The organism is Robertmurraya sp. GLU-23 (assembly GCF_052983275.1).
In genome coordinates, this window is record NZ_JBRKCV010000011.1 from 54480 (window position 1) to 73399 (window position 18920).

Below are 18920 nucleotides of genomic sequence, written 5' to 3' on the forward strand. Positions count from 1 at the left end.
TCCCAATAAGTTTGCCCTTATTGGGACTTTATTTACGCTGGTTTTGCCTTTTTCCATACTCGAGTCATAATAAAAGTGACAAGAGCAATCAGTACGACAAAGATCAAACTAATAAAGAATCCAAGTCGGATACTTTTTTCAAATATCGTCCCTGATACAGCAGCAGCAAGCAAAATCAATCCGAGGATACATAGTGTTTTATCCCAAGCCTTGAGCTTTAGAATTTTTAAGGCAGAGAGGATGATAAACGCCCAGTTATACATTTGTAAAATTCCAGCTGCCGTTGTGATATACGCATAGATTTTTCCTGGTAAAAGCAAGGCGGCAACGACTGATGCCGATAAACCTAACGTAGCCAGCCCTAACGAAGGAAGCGGAACTTCTTTTCCGAAAAAGAGCTTCTTTTCTTTTTCAAATATAGCTGGGGCATCCTTATCTTTGGCTAATGTTTTTAACAGGTTGGTTACCGTAAATAACGATGCTGTCATCGTGGAGAACCCGGCTGTTATAATGGCTGCATTAAACACATGCGGAAAAAATGGCAGCTTATAATGAGACAAGGCAGTCACAAAGGGGCTTTCTTTTTCATCAATCGCTTGATAAGAAACCATAGTGACAACAAGTCCCATGGATATCGCATAGATAATGGTCAATACGATTAGCATAATCTGTCCTGCTTTTGGAGCATCTTCTTTATTTTCAAGCTGCATGGATAATAATCCAATCGCTTCAATTCCACCAAACGCATAAAATGCATAAAGCAGGGAAGACCAAAATGCTAGTCCACCTTTAGGGAATAGGTCATGAAAGGAATTTGGCATTCCTGGCTGATGGGTATCACCTCCATGAACCCATCCTATAAGCGCAGCAATGGCAAGAACAATAAACATAAGAATAGCCGACGTCTTCGTTACGGCTAACACATTTTCTACCTTATCAAACCCTTTTGTTCCTAAAAAAACGACAATTATAGAAAGTACCGCATAGCCTGCAGCAAATACCCACAGTGGAACCTTAGGGAACCAAAATCGAGAAAGAATCGCTAATGCTGTTAACTGACTTCCGATAATTAAAATTTTCGAAATCCAGTAATTCCAACCACAGCTAAATCCAGCCCAGCGTCCGAAAGCTTTTCCGGCATAATAACAGAACGAACCTTCTTGCGGATCTTTCGTTGTCATCATCGCTAAAAAATGATACACCACATACGTTCCAATCGCAGCTAACAAAAAGGAGAAAACGATCGCAGGTCCGGTGATTTTTACCCCAATACCAGATCCAAGAAAATACCCTGTTCCAATCGTACATCCGATACCGATAAGGCTCAGCTGCCACCATTTTAAATCCCCTTTTGGTGCATTTCCTTTTGCTTGGCCTGAACCACAGCTTACTTTTTTCATCCAAATCCTCCTTCAAAGCGTTCTTATTGTGTTACACATTCCCACTCTTCAAACATTGTTATTTTTGGATATGTTTCTGTGTTCGAACAAAAGCTAAAAAGCAGGAGGTGAAGCAAATGGAGAGTCATGAAATTGGGGTACATGAAATTATTGATTTAAGAGAACTAAATGCCTTTAAGGTGGCATGTTTAGTGGAGGCTAAAGCTCGACTCGACCGAGTAGAAAATCCGGATCTAAAAGAATTAGTGGAAGAAAACATTCGATTAGGAACAGCGACGTTGAGCCAAATGAGAGATATATTGGCAAGAGCTCAAACGAAAATGGACCAGTAGGAGGTGTTATATTTGGAGGTAAAACCATTAAGCTTTACAGATCATGTGATTGCAACGGATATGCTGTTTGAAACCACAGCATCCATAAAAGACCTTTCCGTAGCAATTACGGAAGCGACATCAGATGAGGTACATACATTTTTACGACAAGAGTTACGAAACGCGATCGCCTACCATGAAAGAATATACGGATTCCTTCAGGACAGGGGCATTTATGATGCTTACAACATCCCAGAGCAGTTAAAAAAGGATATTTCTTACGCAACAGAAGCTCTTGAACTATAAGTGGAGGTGAGATCATGATAGACAATATCGGAGTTCACGAAAGTCTGGAATTACATGAACTATTAACGTTTAAAAGCTTATGTTTAACCAAATCAACAGTCATGCAAGCCTTAGTAACTGACCCGGCTTTAAAGGAATTAATGCAGGAGGATGTCTCAGCTTCCTCCAGACATATCGAAGGGTTAAAACGTCATCTTACGTAACGGAGGGTACTATGAACGGATTCATTGAAAAACTAACAGGCATGGCTCCATTAACCGATCAGGTCATCGCGACTGACCTTTTAATGGCATCAAAAACGGCCGTAAGAAACTACTCATTTGCCATTACGGAAACCGCTACTCCAGAAATTAGACAAACCTTAATGGATCAACTCGAGGATGCGATTGATGCTCATCGGAAAATTTCGACGTATATGATGGAAAAGGGGTATTATCATCCTCAAGATACGAAAAAACAACTAGAGGTGGATTTGAGGACTGCGGAAACGGCTATGTCTCTATCGAACGACTAACGGGAAAGCTTGTGGCGATTGTCCACAAGCTTTTTAAAAAGAAAAGAATATATTTCATCTTCCTTCTTTTGTATACTAGGTAAATAGTACCGAAATGAGGTTGTGAAATGAAGATCAAACGTTCCTTTCTTACACCAGATATCCCTAGGGAAAAGAAAATATTATTAGAAGAATATCTGTTTAAAGAAAACATCCAACGCTGTAAGCTATTCGCTAGTATTGTTATATTATTCGAAGCTATTTTACTTGGAATGAATATGGCTGAAACTTACGCTACGAAACAAATCTTAGTAGATGGAAATACATATTTTATTCTGTATATCACTTTAGTCATCATGGCTAGTACGATGCTTTTATTAATACGTTGGTTCGAGCACCAGGTCTCCCGGAATAAGTGGGCTAAACCTGTGTTATTAACCCTTGTCAGTTTGTTTTTAGTTTGGGGTGCAATTGTAACGCTCGTAGACCAAAAAGAGTACGGACATGTCATGGCGTTTGTTGTGAACTTTATGTGTGTATCGATTCTGTTTCACGCCACTAATAAAATCATGCTGGCCATATACACACCAGCCATTCTCGTTTTAGGAATCGGATTACCAATAGTTCAACCCTCGAGTACCGTTGTAATGGGACATTTGATCAATTTAACTGTCTTCCTATTTTTTTGTTGGCTTGCTTCTCGAATGCTATATCGAAGCTACGCGACCAATTACATCAGTGAGCTGTTATTAAAAGAATCAAACAACTCACTTGCTGAAAAAATAAAAGAAAATGAAAAGATGAATGCTAAGCTAAAAGAGCTTTCGATGCTAGACGAGCTCACAGGAATATCAAACCGAAGAGGATTTTATCAATACATTGAAAGTACATTGACCCATTCAAATCAGGAAAGACCAATATCGATTCTTATGATTGACATCGATGCTTTCAAACCATATAACGATCATTATGGGCACTTACAAGGTGATCAAGTTATTCAGGCTGTTGGCAAAGTGTTAACAAAGGTAGTTGATGCCCCTTCAAGCATAGCTGCTAGGTTTGGGGGAGAAGAGTTTATTGTGGCTCTGTTTGATATGGATGAAAAGTCTGTTCGTGGGTTGGCTGAGGAGATACGGCATTCTGTGGTGGAGCTGAGGTTGGAACATGGTTTTTCACCTGTGGCCCAGGTTGTCACAGTGAGTATTGGATACGCAACAGGGACAATAATGGAAGAAGAAGAGTTAAATCAACTGATTGAACAGGCAGATCTAGCTCTTTACCGGGCGAAAGAAATGGGACGAAATCAAGTTAGGACGATGAATCAGGTTACTGTCTAAAACCTAGAATGGTAGAAATCTATTTTAAGTTGGTACAAACTGGACGAATGTTTAGAAATTGGCGAAAATAAGATAAAGAAGAATTTTATTATCCAATTATATAAAAAGAAAAAGAGCTGATACAATGAGTATTATTTTAGCTTTACTTGCCGCTTTATTCGCAGCACTTACCGCTATCTTAGCCAAAATCGGCATTGAAAATGTGAATTCCAACCTCGCTACAGCCGTACGAACTGTCGTCGTACTGATTATGGCTTTTGTGATGGTAGTGATCACAAAACAAACAGATGCCTTGTTTGAGGTATCGGGAGAAGCATTGTTTTACCTTGTTCTTTCTGGGTTAACAACAGGACTATCCTGGCTGTGTTTTTTCAAAGCGATTCAAATCGGTGATGTATCGAAGGTCGTTCCGATTGATAAAGCAAGTGTCGTATTAACGATTATTCTATCGTTTATTGTTCTTCAAGAGCCAGCAACTACCCTTGTCGTAGCTGGAGGAGTCATTATCTCTGTCGGAACCTTCGTGCTAATTGGAAGAAATAAAGAAGAGAAAAAAGTTCGAGTAGGTCAGTCGTATATTTGGTTGGCGGTTCTATCAGCGATCTTTGCTTCTTTAACAAATATTTTAGCAAAGATCGGAATCGAAGATGTGGACTCTAATGTAGCCACGTTTATCCGAACCGTAGTGATCATCCTGTTTGCATGGGGCATTGTATTTTTCCAAAGAACAGGTAAAGAGTTGAAAAACATTTCGAGACGATCCTACATATTTTTAATTTTATCCGGAGCGGCTACCGGGCTTTCATGGCTCTGCTACTTTGCAGCGCTTGCCTTCGGGAAGGTAAGTGTGGTCACGCCGATTGATAAATTCAGTGTCGTTATTACGATGGTGCTAAGTTTTATTATTTTGAAGGAGAAGCCGTCGAAAAATACGATTGCGGGAGCGGTATTAATTACGATTGGGACCGCTTTGTTGATTTTGTAGACATTCGATTTTGAATGTCTATTTTTATTTTGTGTAAATTAATAAAAGTAGATTGACTAAAGGAGTAGAAGGTGGTATTTTTATTTTATCAAAGTAGTTCTTAATAGAGAACTTCCGGTGAAAGGATTTAACAGGGAATTTTTTTTGGAATTAATGTTCTTTAATGAGAACATCGTGATATACATAAATACATATTGTCTGTAATTCAGGAGGAAATATGAGCGCAATTGCTGGAATCTTAAACCTTAACGGGGAACCCGTCTCAATTGAACAAAGCACTGGCATGATGAAAGCTCTAGAAAAATTTCCCGCCAACGACATACAAACCTGGCACAAAGATAACCTGTTCCTAGGCTGCCATGCTCAATGGATCACACCAGAATCCATTGGCGAACAACTACCATTCTATGATTATGAAAGACGTTTGGCTATTACAGCAGATGCGATTATTGATAATCGGGAAGAGCTATTTCAGCTTTTACAGATTGATAGAGAAGATCAAAAGAAGATTACAGATAGTCAGCTGATTCTCCTTGCCTATCATAAGTGGGGGGAAGAGTCACCAAAGTTTTTAGTTGGGGACTTTGCTTATGTGATTTGGGATGAGAAGGAGCAGAAATTGTTTGGGGCTCGAGATTTTTCGGGTAGTCGAACGCTTTATTACTTTAAAAATGGTCAAAGGTTTGTGTTTTGTACGTTGATAAAGCCCATTCTAGGATTTCCATATGTGAAAACAGAACTCAACGAACAATGGTTAGCGGAGTATCTAGCAATTATAGGGATGGCAGATGTAGCTAACGCGTCACAATCAGTATATAAAGATATAGACCAAATTCTTCCGTCACATAGTATTACTATTAAGGATAACAAGTTAGTACTAAAAAGATACACAAGATTCAATTTTAAGACTATCACACTTAAATCAACAGATGAATATGTTGAGGCGTTTCGAGATGTTTTTCAGGAGGCTATAGGATCAAGACTAAGAACACACCAAAACGTCGGAGCTCAACTTAGTGGAGGTCTAGACTCAGGGGCGATTGTGGCCTTTGCTAGAAAACTCTTAAGTAAGGATAAATCTTTATATGCTTTTAGTTACATTCCTCCTAGTGATTTTAAAGATTTTACACCTAGGCATTTACTTTCAAATGAAAAACCTCTAATTAGTGAGACTGTTAGCCATGTTGGGGGGATCAAGGAACACTACCTTGATTTTAATGGCAGGGATTCTTATACAGAAATTAATAGTTTCCTTGACGTAATGGAAATGCCCTACAAGTTCTTTGAGAATTCATTTTGGCTAAAAGGAATGTATGAGAAAGCCAGTGAGCAGAATGTAGGAGTTCTATTAAATGGTGGGAGAGGGAATATTTCAATTTCATGGGGAAGCGCTTTAGATTATTATGCAATTTTATTTAAAAAATTAAAGTTTATTAAACTTTTTAATGAACTAAATCAATTCAGTCAAAATGTCGGTGGAAGCAGATTTCGTCGTATCCCTTTTATAGCCAAAATGGCATTGCCTTCTTTCAATAAAACTAATGAAGAAGATGTAATATCTATTATTAATCCTGAATTTGCAAAAAAAACAAACGTATACGCTAGGTTAAAAGCTTATGGAATTGATGAATCAGGATGGTTGTCTTCTCAGGATATTTACCAAAATAGAAAACGTCATTTTGAGGATGTCTTTCACTGGAACGCAAGTAATACGTTAGCATGCAAACTCTCACTACCCTATTCCGTTTGGAAGAGAGACCCTACAAATGATTTACGAGTGATTCAATTTTGTCTCTCGGTACCTGAGGATGAATATGTCCAAAATGGGCTAGATCGAGCTCTAATACGTAATGCAACAGAAGGATATTTACCAGATAGTATTCGATTAAATCAAAGTGTTCGTGGTGTTCAAGGGGCAGATTGGGTTCATCGGATGATACCTATTTGGGATTCCTTAAAAGAAGAAGTAATGGAATTTTCTAAAGATGAAACATTATTATCATTTGTAGATTCAAATGTCATTCAAAGAGGAATCAATAAAATGAAGAATAATGTGAAGTCTGAAGATGCGATAGATATGGATTATAAGATAATCATGAGGATCCTAGTTGTTTATCGGTTTATTAAAAATTTTATTGAAAGGAGGTGACAAGTATGAAAAAAGCATGGAATGCACCAGTTTTAGAGGTTTTAGATGTAAAGATGACTATGGCTTCAACCGTTTGGGGGCCATATACTGATGAAGCATATGTTCCGGGTGAAGATGTAGATCCGAATAATCCACAAACATGGAGACGTTTTACTAGCTAATTGAATTTATAAACTACTGGGCGCCCTTATACCAGTGATTATACATACGTATAAGGGCTTTCCATCAAGTCTGTAATATTTTGGAGTGAACGGAATGCTAGTTACAGAACAAAACCACCAATACAGGGCGTTTGGACTCAAATTGGAAAGTAATATACTGATGCACGAGCTTCCTGTTTTGAATGAGAGAACAACGAGTGTTGATCTTAAAGTTACTATATCGTTTGTAAGGGATCTCTCGTTAAAGTCCAATGAGTATGAATTCTTAAAAGACGGGCACATCTTGACATTTCATGTTCCAAAGGTTGCAACCTTTTATATGGATGCTGGGAAAAAAATTCATGTAGAGTGCCTCCATTCCGCTGATATCCCACTAGTAAAACTATATATTTTAGGAACATGCATGGGGATCATTCTATTACAACGAAAAATACTGCCTCTTCATGGCAGTTTAATAGAGATAAACGGGAAGGCCTATGCGTTTGTAGGAAATTCCGGTGTTGGAAAATCGACTCTTGCTTCTTCTTTTATCAATAGCGGTTATAAAATGGTTAGCGATGATTTAATAGCTGTGACGATGATTGATGGTCAACCGTGGGTAACGCCATCTTATCCACAACAAAAATTATGGCAGGAAAGCTTAGAAATATTAGGGATGGAACAGAATAACTACCAGTCAATATTTGGTCGTGAGGAAAAATTCTGTATTCCGGTAGAATCAAACTATTGTACAGAACCTTTGCCTTTGGCTGGAATATTTGAAATATTGAAGAATGATAGCTCGACTATTGAAATTCAATCCCTTTTTAATCTAAATCGATTCCATATGTTATTCAATCACACGTATAGGAATTTCCTTTTACCTAAATTTGATTTAATGGATTGGCATTTTACGCTCTCTACTCAAATATTATCTAAGATTATGACCTATAAGGTTAGTCGTCCAGTAAAAGGGGTTTCTGTGAATGAACTAAAGAAGTGTTTATTAAATACGATTAGAAGTGAGGAATAAGATGAGGATTATAGATACTATTACACTAGAAAATACGGTCTACCAAGCTTCAGGAAATATAGTTAGTAACATGAATGGTGAAGTTGTTATGTTAAATGTAGAAAATGGTAAATACTACAATCTGGGAGAAATTGGCGGATTGATTTGGGAGAAACTAAAAGATCCAATTAAACTGAGACAACTAGTTTCTGATATTTTAGTTGAATATGATGTAAACGATATTGAATGTGAACAACAGGTTCTTGAGTTTGTTAACTCTCTTCTTGTAGAAAATCTAGTAATAGTTAAATAAGGTTATAAATATAATGAGCATTAATAAAATTAAAAAATTTTTTTCATTAGATATATACAAGCAACTATTATTATTAGAAGCGTTCCTAATGTTAGGCTGGGCTAGATGTTTAAAAATGCTTAAGTTCAATAAATTAACGAAAAGATTAAAATTAGAATTACATGAAACAAAATTTGAGGGTATAGCTGGAAATGAAAGAGTAATTGCTCAAATATCAGAGGCGATTGATATTATGAGCCGACATACAATGTGGGAGAGTATGTGTCTAGTTCGAGCGATTGCAGGAATGAAGATGCTCGAAAGAAGGAAGGTTTCTTCTACCTTATATTTAGGTACGGGAAAGAATGCTAAAGGAGAGTTGATTGCCCATGCATGGTTGAGAAGTGGGGATCAATTTGTAACAGGTGGAGAAGAGAAGGAGAATTTTACTATCGTAGGAATCTTTTCAAGAAAAAAAGAAGTGTAGGGGAACATAATGGGAGAAAAACACTCAATCCTAAATACTAGTGGTATCTCAAAAGAATTAAGATTAATTCTTAAAATAATAAGTAATGATACAAGAAACATAGAAGGTTTTCTTTCCAATATTCCAGAAAATATGGATTGGGAGCTTTTTTTAGAATTGGCCATGCATCACCGCTTGTATCCAAACCTTGCTGCTAAGCTTCCTTCATTAAATACTTCAAATATACCCCAGTTTGTCATCAATGAAATTAATAAATATTATCAGCAAAATACATTTCTTATGCTTCAACTAAGCTCTGAGATGGACTATATTAATAACTTGTTTAACAAGAATAAAATTCTTACTTTATTTTTAAAAGGCCCAATATTAGCAACTGAGTTATATGGTGATATTTCGTTAAGGACATCAAGTGACATTGATCTGTTAGTACAAATAAAAGATTTAGAGATGGTGGAGGAGTTACTCCTAAAAGATGGGTATGTAAAGGATGAATACATCCAATCCATATTAAATGATTGGAAATGGAGACACCATCATTTTACATATGTTCATCCTATGAAAAATATAAAAATTGAAGTGCATTGGAGACTCAACCCTGGCCCAGGAATTGAACCTTCTTTTCAATTCCTTTGGTCAAGAAAAGAAACCAGTTCATATATCGAAAAACCGATTTATTATTTATGTCATGTAGATCTATTCTATTTTTTAGTCACACATGGAGCACGACATGGTTGGTCAAGATTAAGGTGGTTATTAGATATTGACCATCTACTTAACAAAGGAATTGATCTCCAAGTTTTAATGAAGTTTCTAAGGAAATATCATGTTGATTCCATAGGGAAGCAAACGATTATTCTTACAAGGGAGCTTCTTGGAACTAAAACACCTGATGTAGGAATTGATAGACAATCTATTAAATTGGCACAGCAAGCAATCTTTTATTTGGAGAGAATGGTTAATTTACACACAGAACCAGTACCAAAAGAGGTAGTGAATCATCATAAACGACATCTATTCGCATTAATGTCTATTTACCATAAGGTAGCTTTTGGATTAAGTACTTTGTTTCCATATCCCGAGGATGCTGTTACATTACCCTTACCAAAATATTTACATTTCCTTTATTTTCCGCTTAGACCTTTTATTTGGTTATGGAGGAAAACCAGAAAGTACGCGTTTTCCTAGGAGGAGCCGTTCAATGAGATTCTTATTTTATTATGTAAAAAAGCTACACATATACTCGGGAGTCGTTTTGTATTTGAATTTATTTGGGATGATAATCCTTAGCTTAATTGAAAGTGTAGGAATTTTATTACTTATTCCACTTATAAATTTTAGCGGCATATTAAATGTTAATATGACAGAAGGGACGAAGTTGGGATTAGTTTATGCTTTTTTTAATCAGTTTTCAATGGAAGTAGGGTTATTACTTCTACTATCATTCTACATAAGTTTAATGGTAAGTCAGGCGCTTTTTCAAAGAAATCAGCAGATTTTAAATACAAAAATACAGCAAGGATTTAGTAGACAAATTAGAGAAGAGACTTATCTAGCATTGCTCCAGTCCAATTGGAATTTCTTCATTAAGAAAAGAAAGTCCGATATTGTCAATATAATGACAATTGAAATTGGAAGAGTGACTGGTGGAGTTCAGATGTTTCTACAATTTCTAACTTCAATAGTATTTACTATTATACAAATCGGGTTATCTATGTACCTTTCGTTTAATATGACGTTATTTGTGTTGTTTTTTGGGTTGTTACTGGTTTTCAGTTCCAGAGGGCTTGTAAAGAAATCAAATTCCCTTGGAGAAAATACGGTTCAACTGTCAAAAAAATTCTTAGGTGGGATGACTGAACATTTCAACGGTATAAAGGATATTAAAAGTAATACATTAGAAGAAACACATGTGAGTTGGTTTAAAGAATTAAATTTTGAAATGGAAAAGAACATGATTAATATTGTAAAAGTTCGAGCAACTTCACAGCTAATCTACAAGGTTGTGTCAGCTGTTCTTATTTCTGTTTTTGTTTATTTCTCAATAAAATTTTTCCAGGCACAACCAACAGAACTGATGATAATTATGCTAATCTTCTCGAGACTCTGGCCAAGATTAACAGGAATTCAATCTAGTCTAGAACAATTATGGACTCTCCTCCCTTCTTTTCATGCCGTTGGAGAGTTAAAAAATGAATGTAAGAATGCTAATGAATTAGATAATGAGATTTATAAACAAATAGTTCCACTAAAAATTACAAGAGACATTTCTTTTAAAGATGTTTATTTTAGTTATGACAAAGGAAAAAGCTTTGCATTGAATGGAGTGGAGCTTCATTTTTCAGTTAATCAAACAACCGCCATTGTGGGTCCTTCAGGGGCGGGAAAAAGTACGCTAATAGATTTACTTATGGGACTAAATCATCCTGATATGGGAGAGGTAACCGTTGATGGTAGAGTAATAGGAAAAAATGATCTATTACCACTTAGAAAGGCAATAAGCTACGTGCCTCAAGATCCATATTTATTTAATGGAAGTATAAGGGATAATTTGCTTCTAGTTAAATCAGATTCTTCTGAAGAGGAGATGTGGGAAGCATTACGTTTTGCCTCAGCTGCCGAATTCGTAAAAAACCTTCCAAAAGGAATTGATACAATCATTGGTGATCGTGGGATACGTTTATCAGGTGGAGAAAGGCAGAGAATTGTCCTTGCTAGGGCTATTATTAGAAGGCCTGCGATTCTTGTATTAGATGAAGCCACAAGTGCTTTAGACACAACTAATGAAGGAATTATTCAAGAATCACTCGATTCTATTAAAGGAAAGATGACGATCATCATAGTTGCTCATCGTTTATCAACAATACAAAATGCTGATCAAGTGATTGTATTGGAACAAGGGAAAATTATTCAAACAGGAGGTTTCAACCAATTAGCCAGTGAAAAAAAAGGTCTATTTAGTAAGTTATTGGGTAAACAGCTTGGAACAACTCTATAATATTTAAAGTTTCTTAAAGAATTAATATTCAGAAACTATTGACTTGTTCTTTTTAAAGAACTAATATTATATGTATAAGATAAATTAGTTCGAAAAAAGAGATTTCGGTTAGGAGATCTATTTTTTTGTTGAAATTGTTCTTTATTTAGAACAATTCAAACCAAAGAGAACAAGGTGGTATGTATGGGGAGATTTCAAGCTGATCAGCGAGTAGCTAAAGAAATAAACCTTAAGGAAATCTTAGGTGTGTTAAAAAAGCGTGCGTGGATAGGTATAGTTATTACGATACTGGCTACTGTTATAGGGTATTATTACAGTTCTATTAATCAAACAACGCTCCTTTATAGCTCCTCAACAAATATTATTATTAATGCTGATGGTGGCCAGAGAAAGACGCTTGAAGTCATCATTAAAGACAAGACGGTTTTAGAAAAAGTGATTACTAAGCTGGGGATTGAACGGACACCAGAATCTTTAGCACAAAACATCCAAGTAGGAAGTATTGATGACACACAAGTCGTAAAAATTAATGTCATTGATATTAATCCTGAACGTGCGGCAGCGATTGCAAATACAACTGCGAACGTTTTTATTGAAGAGATACCAAATATTATGATGGGGTTCGATGATGTTAGGGTATTATCGGATGCACAAGTTAACCCGTTTCCAATTAATGAAAGCAATGAAAATAAAATCATAGGTGCAGCTTTTTTATGTGGGATAGTAATTGGAATAGGGTTAATATTTCTAGTTGATTCACTTGATGATTCTATTCGCTCTGAGCAAGATATTGAACATTTACTGGAGGTTCCAATTTTAGGTAGCGTTTCAACGATGTCTAAAAAAAATATAAACAAAACAAAAAAGATAAATGTAGTTGATCGAGGTGATTCTATTGGTGTTTAGTAGACGAAAAAAGCTATCCACGATTAAAAGAAGAAACCTAATTACGTATTCGAATCCTGAATCGATTATTTCTGAACAATTTCGAACGATAAGAACAAATATTCACTTTCTAAATGAAGATGTGAAAAGTAATATTCTTGTTTTTAGTTCTCCTAGTCGATGGGAGGGAAAATCTACGGTTATAGCAAATACAGCCATCTCGGTTGCTCAACAAAGAGAGAAGGTACTCCTTATTGATGGGAATTTAAGAAATCCTAGTATCCATCATCTATTTAAGGTAAGTAATGCTGTAGGATTAACAGATATTCTTAACGAAAAAACTCCATTCTGTGAAGCAGTTACAAAATGTAATATTAGCAATCTTGATATATTAACTAGTGGTCCCATTCCTTTAGACCCGGCGGAGCTTTTGGAATCAAAGAAAATGAAGGAATTAATTGAACATATAAAACCTCTTTACGATCTTGTGCTTGTCGATTCACCATCTGTACTTGAGGTAACAGATACAAAGGTACTTGCAAACCTAAGTGATGGAGTTATTCTTGTGGTTCAAAAGGAAAAAACAAAAATGGAAGCTGCTCAAGAGTCAAAGAAAGTATTAGAATTTGCGAAGGCTCCACTGGTAGGAGTCATAATAAACCAAGTTAGCTAGTATTTTTTAAAATCTAATTGTTCTTAATTAAGAATATTATGTTCAGAATAAAACAAAATACAATTAGTAGGTGATGTCTCCTTACCTATATCAATGGAGGCACTCGGTTATGCTGTGGGTGGAAAACCTTAGACGCGAGTCGTCGATAGTGTGATGTGAGGTGGGGTTAGATGCCCTGTTTTATAATTAAAAAACTTAGCTATACGCTTTTACACCCAAAAACGTATAGTTAAGTTTTTTATTTTATTCCTAAGGAGTTCGATCAGTGATGAGTAATATGGATAAGTTTCCGAAGTCACTTAAAAAGACAGTGAGGTACATAAAACAAGAGGCAACACGTGAACAGCTAGAAGAAATTAGGAAGATAATTGACTATGCCATTCAACGAAGAAATGTGACATTAGATTAAGTAGTAAGACGAATAGGGGGGATAGAAATTGTCTTATAAGAAACGATTGTCATTATTTATATTAATTGACTCCTTCATTGTATTAACAGCCATCTTCTTTGGGTTCTTCCTTACGAACGCAAGTACTGGTGTCATCACAACTCCAATTGTACTTAGCTCATTAGCTATCGTACTTAGTCATCATGTCTATTCATTACTTTTACATGTTTATAAAAAAGCATGGGAATATGCTAGCGTAGGAGAAATGATCATCATATGTAAAGTGGTGACGTTGTCTATACTGACAGCAGCACTTACTCAACAGATGATGCTTGGAGAGATCTTCTTCCGTCTTTTGGCCGTTACATGGCTTCTTCATATGTCCATGATTGGTGGTTCAAGATTTTGTTGGAGAGTGTATCGTGATAACTACTTGCATTCCTCTGAAGAAAAAAAGAGAGCATTAATTATAGGTGCGGGTTCTGCTGGAACAATGGTGGCAAGACAGTTATTAAGAAGTAATGATTCAGTAATAAAACCAGTTGCATTTATAGATGATGATCTCAACAAACATCAATTAGACATTCTAGGGCTACCAGTAGTTGGAAGCATCAACCAAATAACTAATACAGTTGATTCACTAGGTATAGACAATATCATCATTGCTATTCCTTCTTTAGGAAGAAAAGACTTGAACATCATTTTCCAAGAATGTGCGAAAACAAAGGCAAAAACACAAATTCTTCCGATGTTAGAAGATATTGTGACGGGAAGAGTTTCAGTTAACGGCATTAGGGATGTTGAGGTAGAGGACTTATTAGGTCGTAGTCCTGTCGTTCTTGATATGGATCGTATCTCGGAGTATGTTACGGATCGGGTCGTACTAGTAACTGGAGCAGGCGGTTCCATTGGATCAGAACTGTGCAGACAGATATCTTTGTTCTCACCAAAGAAACTTGTGTTGCTCGGTCACGGTGAAAATAGTATTTACTCCATTGAGCAAGAGCTAAAAGAAAAGTTTGGACACCTCCCAATTGAGTATGTGACTGAAATTGCTGATTTACAGGATGCCAAGAAAATGATGAATGTGATGGGAACTCATCATCCCGCAGTGGTCTATCATGCAGCAGCTCATAAGCATGTTCCGTTAATGGAGCGAAATCCCGAAGAAGCAGTCAAAAATAATATTATTGGTACAAGAAATGTGGCGGAAGCGGCTAGCTGGCATGGAGTGGAAACCTTTGTCATGGTTTCGACAGATAAGGCTGTGAATCCAACGAGTGTGATGGGAGCAACGAAAAGACTTGCAGAAATGATTGTTCAAAACATGGATCAAAAAAGTAAGACGAAATTTGTAGCTGTTCGTTTTGGAAATGTACTTGGAAGCCGTGGTAGTGTCATTCCTTTATTTAAAAAGCAGATAGCAAAAGGTGGACCAGTTACGGTCACCCATCCAGATATGATTCGGTATTTCATGACTATTCCAGAAGCCTCTCGACTAGTCATACAAGCTGGTGCACTAGCACGTGGAGGAGAGATCTTCGTTCTAGATATGGGTGAACCTGTAAAAATTGTGGACTTGGCAAAGAATTTAATCAAGCTATCGGGATATACAATAGAAGAAATAGGAATTGAATATACGGGAATCCGCCCTGGTGAGAAGTTGTTTGAAGAGCTATTAAAGGATGATGAAGTACAGGAAAAACAAGTATTTCCGAATATATATATAGGAAAACCGGCTACGCTTTATCTCGAGGATATTGATAAGATTGTTCAAACCTTCCACACCATGGAGAAAGAAACGTTAAAAGAAGTGTTAGTTAACCTAGCGAACAATAAAGTGAAGAGAAAGAAAGCTACTGTTGTATCTATTTCAGGGTAAAGAAAGGGGAAACAAATGAAAAAAGTAAAAAAGGCAATTATACCAGCTGCAGGATTAGGAACGAGATTCCTTCCAGCGACAAAAGCGATGCCAAAAGAAATGCTTCCAATCGTAGATAAACCAACAATTCAATATATTATTGAAGAAGCAGTTGCTTCAGGAATCGAAGACATCATCATTGTAACAGGTAAAGGAAAACGTGCCATTGAAGATCACTTTGATAACTCGTTTGAACTAGAACAAAATTTAATTGAAAAGGGTAAATTTGAGCTACTGAGTGAGGTACAAAAATCCTCACAAATGGCAGATATTCATTACATCCGTCAAAAGGAACCAAAGGGATTAGGTCATGCGATTTGGTGTGCAAGAAAATTCATTGGAAATGAACCATTCGCTGTTCTTCTTGGAGATGATATCGTTCAAGCAGAAAAGCCATGCTTAAAACAATTAATCGATCAATACGAAAGATATCAAGCTTCCGTTCTTGGTGTCCAAAAGGTTCCAATGGAAGAAGTTTCACGCTACGGTATTGTTAACGGCAATGAAATTGGAGAACGATTCTTTAGTGTGAATAGCCTGGTAGAGAAGCCTAAGATGGAAGATGCCCATTCCAATCTAGCTATTATGGGGCGTTACATCTTAAATCCTAGGATTTTTGATATTTTAGGAGAGCAAAGACCAGGAGCAGGTGGAGAAATTCAGTTAACAGATGCCATCGCGGGGCTAAATCAATATGAGGCAGTTTATGCTTATGATTTTGTGGGAACTCGACATGATGTAGGAGAGAAGATGGGATTTATCCAAACAACGATTGAATTTGCTCTTCAAAAAGAAGAGCTACGTTCCGAACTATTAAACTATCTATCAGCAGTGCTAGATAGACAATTTATAAAGTAGGTGCACTATGAAAAGAAAAGTGTTGTTCTGTGCAACAGTCGACTATCATTTTAGTGCCTTTCATATACCCTATTTAAAGTGGTTCAAGGAACAAGGTTGGGATGTACATGTAGCTGCTTCGGGAACAATCGAACTGCCATTTGTAGATGAAAAGTTCAATCTTCCTATACAAAGGTCACCTTTTCATAGAAGAAATTTAGAAGCATACAACCAATTAAAAGAGATTATAGATCGAAATAGTTATCAACTCGTACACTGCCATACACCAATGGGAGGAGTGCTTGCTAGATTGGCAGCGCGAGCAGCAAGAAAGATAGGTACAAAGGTAATATACACAGCACATGGATTTCATTTTTGCAAAGGCGCCCCCATTCCTAACTGGATGGTCTATTATCCCATTGAAAGAATATTATCTTATTTCACGGACTGCTTAATTACCATTAATGAAGAAGACTATCGAATAGCAACCTCTCATCAGTTTAAAGCTAAGCAGATTAAACATGTACATGGAGTGGGAGTGGATACAGAACGCTATTCGCAAGTATCAAATTTTCATAAAGAAGTGTTAAGAGCTGAGCATCGGTATGAGAACGATGCTTTTTTAATGTTTTATGCAGCTGAGTTTAATGCAAATAAAAACCAGCAGCTTTTAATTAAGTCGCTTTCATTAGTTAAAGCGGAAGTCCCTAAAGCAAAGTTACTCTTAGCCGGTGAGGGAATTTTACTTGAAGAGTGTAAGGCACTTGCAAGATCATTAGGTGTTGAGCATATGGTTGATTTCCTTGGGTTTCGAAAGGATATTGAGTCCCTACTTAAAATGAGTGACATAGTAGTTGCATCGAGTAAAAGAGAAGGACTTCCCGTAAATATAATGGAAGCAATGGCATGTGGTTTACCGATAATTGCTCTTAAAAACAGGGGACACTGTGAACTTGTAAAAGAAGATCGAAATGGTTGGATTGTATCAAATCACCCAGAAGAGTTAGCAGAAAAAGTTGCTAAATTAGCAAACAATCAGGAGTTACAAAAACAAATGGGTGAACAAAGCAGAAAAATTATGTTGGACTCATTCAGTCTAAATCGAGTGTTAGCAGAAAAGAAGGAATTATATATAAAAGTAATGAGTGATATGGAGGAAGTTCAGTGGGCAATCCGTTGAGAGTGTTGCATGTGGTGGTCAATATGAACCGTGGAGGGGCTGAGACACTAATCATGAACCTTTATCGAAATATTGATCGAAATAAAGTGCAATTTGACTTTTTAACATGCAAGCCAGGCATTTTTGATGTGGAGATCAAAAAAATGGGCGGCCGGGTTTATCGTACTCCTTATATTTCTGATGTAGGCCACTTTCAATATGTAAAAGGTCTAGATGAATTTTTCTTAGAGCACAAAGAATACGATATCGTGCATTCCCATTTGGACAAAATGAGCGGGCTCGTTCTGAAATCGGCAAATAAAGCTAGAGTTCCAATTAGAATAGCTCATAGTCATAATACGAGAAGTGAAGGAAATCTTGTTAGTAGGATATATAAAGAGTTCATTGGGAAATATGTTCTACAGCATTGCTCTCATAAATTTTCTTGCTCAAGAGAAGCAGGAAAGTGGTTATTTAAAACAGACAAAAATACCCTTATAAAAAATGGAATTGATTTAGTTAAGTTTAAACCAAATCAAGAATTAAAAAGACATCTCAAGGACGAACATCATATAAATGAAAATACCTTCATATTAGGTCATATTGGTAGGTTTTGCTTGCAAAAAAATCACCAATTCCTAATTGATATTTTTAAAGAGGTAGTTGCATTAAGAGAAAATTCATTGTTGGTTCTTATTGGCGATGGGCCTTTAAAAGAGAAAATTCTGGATCAGGCAAAGAGCTTAAAACTAGAAGATAAAATATGGTTTCTTGGAATAAGAGATGACGTTCATAGGTTAGTCCACTTATTTGACGCTATGGTTTTTCCTTCTTTTCATGAAGGGTTGCCTGTTACCCTTATTGAAGTTCAAGGAAGTGGAGTACCTTGTGTTATTTCGAATTCTATCACTAAAGAAGTTGATCAGGGGTTAGGACTCGTAAAGTTTTTAAATCTAAAAGAAGACCCTAGGAGTTGGGCAGAAAGTGTAATTGAGTTTAGACCCGATGTTAGTGATACGACTGTCGCTCTTCAAAAAAACGGGTATGATATAAAATTAACAGCTAAGTGGTTAATGGAAAAGTACATCCAATTTTATGAAAATGAATACTCTCAAAATAAAATATACCCATTTGTAAATTCGATTTAACT

21 protein-coding genes are annotated in these 18920 nt (G+C 36.4%); 20 read left to right on the forward strand and 1 reads right to left on the reverse strand.

The window, feature by feature from the left end:
* Nucleotides 1-32 precede the first annotated feature (32 nt).
* Entirely contained in the window at nucleotides 33-1400 is a 1368-nt protein-coding gene (locus ACVBAX_RS16710) for an amino acid permease (RefSeq protein ID WP_447118020.1), read from the reverse strand.
* 116 nt (nucleotides 1401-1516) lie between these two features.
* Here ACVBAX_RS16710 and ACVBAX_RS16715 point away from each other — a divergent pair, with 116 nt between their 5' ends.
* From ACVBAX_RS16715 to ACVBAX_RS16810, 20 genes are all read left to right on the forward strand, one after another.
* On the forward strand, nucleotides 1517-1732 hold the full coding sequence (locus ACVBAX_RS16715) for a hypothetical protein (protein WP_430775148.1): 216 nt from the start codon (nucleotides 1517-1519) through the stop codon (nucleotides 1730-1732).
* Nucleotides 1733-1744: 12 nt separating this feature from the next.
* Nucleotides 1745-2017 carry a spore coat protein gene (locus ACVBAX_RS16720; RefSeq protein ID WP_447118021.1) on the forward strand — a complete coding sequence of 91 codons (273 nt, stop codon included), beginning with the start codon at nucleotides 1745-1747 and terminating at the stop codon, nucleotides 2015-2017.
* 14 nt (nucleotides 2018-2031) lie between these two features.
* On the forward strand, nucleotides 2032-2220 hold the full coding sequence (locus ACVBAX_RS16725; RefSeq protein ID WP_447118022.1) for a hypothetical protein: 189 nt from the start codon (nucleotides 2032-2034) through the stop codon (nucleotides 2218-2220).
* 11 nt (nucleotides 2221-2231) lie between these two features.
* Nucleotides 2232-2531, forward strand: a complete 300-nt coding sequence (locus ACVBAX_RS16730) for a spore coat protein (protein WP_447118023.1) — start codon at nucleotides 2232-2234, stop codon at nucleotides 2529-2531.
* Between the two features lie 107 nt (nucleotides 2532-2638).
* On the forward strand, nucleotides 2639-3847 hold the full coding sequence (locus ACVBAX_RS16735) for a GGDEF domain-containing protein (RefSeq protein ID WP_447118024.1): 1209 nt from the start codon (nucleotides 2639-2641) through the stop codon (nucleotides 3845-3847).
* A gap of 124 nt (nucleotides 3848-3971) precedes the next feature.
* On the forward strand, nucleotides 3972-4832 hold the full coding sequence (locus ACVBAX_RS16740; protein ID WP_447118025.1) for an EamA family transporter: 861 nt from the start codon (nucleotides 3972-3974) through the stop codon (nucleotides 4830-4832).
* Between the two features lie 217 nt (nucleotides 4833-5049).
* Entirely contained in the window at nucleotides 5050-6981 is a 1932-nt protein-coding gene (locus ACVBAX_RS16745) for a lasso peptide isopeptide bond-forming cyclase (RefSeq protein ID WP_447118026.1), read from the forward strand.
* Between the two features lie 5 nt (nucleotides 6982-6986).
* Complete coding sequence (locus ACVBAX_RS16750; RefSeq protein ID WP_447118027.1) at nucleotides 6987-7142, forward strand: paeninodin family lasso peptide; 156 nt, start codon at nucleotides 6987-6989, stop codon at nucleotides 7140-7142.
* A 94-nt stretch (nucleotides 7143-7236) separates the two neighbouring features.
* Nucleotides 7237-8154, forward strand: coding sequence for an aldolase (locus ACVBAX_RS16755; RefSeq protein ID WP_447118028.1), 918 nt, complete (start codon nucleotides 7237-7239; stop codon nucleotides 8152-8154).
* Between the two features lies 1 nt (nucleotide 8155).
* Nucleotides 8156-8446: a lasso peptide biosynthesis PqqD family chaperone gene (locus ACVBAX_RS16760; protein ID WP_447118029.1), complete on the forward strand. Its 291-nt coding sequence runs from the start codon at nucleotides 8156-8158 to the stop codon at nucleotides 8444-8446.
* Nucleotides 8447-8456: 10 nt separating this feature from the next.
* A complete protein-coding gene (locus ACVBAX_RS16765) occupies nucleotides 8457-8912 on the forward strand; it encodes a lasso peptide biosynthesis B2 protein (protein WP_447118117.1) in 456 nt (151 codons plus the stop codon).
* Between the two features lie 9 nt (nucleotides 8913-8921).
* Entirely contained in the window at nucleotides 8922-10097 is a 1176-nt protein-coding gene (locus tag ACVBAX_RS16770; protein ID WP_447118030.1) for a nucleotidyltransferase domain-containing protein, read from the forward strand.
* Nucleotides 10098-10110: 13 nt separating this feature from the next.
* Complete coding sequence (locus tag ACVBAX_RS16775; protein WP_447118031.1) at nucleotides 10111-11907, forward strand: ABC transporter ATP-binding protein; 1797 nt, start codon at nucleotides 10111-10113, stop codon at nucleotides 11905-11907.
* 183 nt (nucleotides 11908-12090) lie between these two features.
* Nucleotides 12091-12813 (forward strand): YveK family protein, encoded by a 723-nt coding sequence (locus ACVBAX_RS16780; protein ID WP_447118032.1) that lies wholly within the window; start codon nucleotides 12091-12093, stop codon nucleotides 12811-12813.
* Nucleotides 12806-13465, forward strand: coding sequence for a CpsD/CapB family tyrosine-protein kinase (locus ACVBAX_RS16785; protein ID WP_447118033.1), 660 nt, complete (start codon nucleotides 12806-12808; stop codon nucleotides 13463-13465). Before ACVBAX_RS16780 ends, ACVBAX_RS16785 begins: the two co-directional genes overlap by 8 nt.
* Nucleotides 13466-13730: 265 nt before the next feature.
* Nucleotides 13731-13874, forward strand: coding sequence for a hypothetical protein (locus tag ACVBAX_RS16790; RefSeq protein WP_447118120.1), 144 nt, complete (start codon nucleotides 13731-13733; stop codon nucleotides 13872-13874).
* Nucleotides 13875-13902: 28 nt separating this feature from the next.
* Entirely contained in the window at nucleotides 13903-15735 is a 1833-nt protein-coding gene (locus ACVBAX_RS16795; RefSeq protein WP_447118034.1) for a polysaccharide biosynthesis protein, read from the forward strand.
* Between the two features lie 15 nt (nucleotides 15736-15750).
* Nucleotides 15751-16632, forward strand: coding sequence for a UTP--glucose-1-phosphate uridylyltransferase GalU (gene galU, locus ACVBAX_RS16800; RefSeq protein WP_447118035.1), 882 nt, complete (start codon nucleotides 15751-15753; stop codon nucleotides 16630-16632).
* A gap of 7 nt (nucleotides 16633-16639) precedes the next feature.
* Nucleotides 16640-17791: a glycosyltransferase family 4 protein gene (locus tag ACVBAX_RS16805; protein ID WP_447118037.1), complete on the forward strand. Its 1152-nt coding sequence runs from the start codon at nucleotides 16640-16642 to the stop codon at nucleotides 17789-17791.
* Nucleotides 17776-18918 (forward strand): glycosyltransferase family 1 protein, encoded by a 1143-nt coding sequence (locus ACVBAX_RS16810; protein WP_447118038.1) that lies wholly within the window; start codon nucleotides 17776-17778, stop codon nucleotides 18916-18918. Before ACVBAX_RS16805 ends, ACVBAX_RS16810 begins: the two co-directional genes overlap by 16 nt.
* Nucleotides 18919-18920 lie beyond the last annotated feature (2 nt).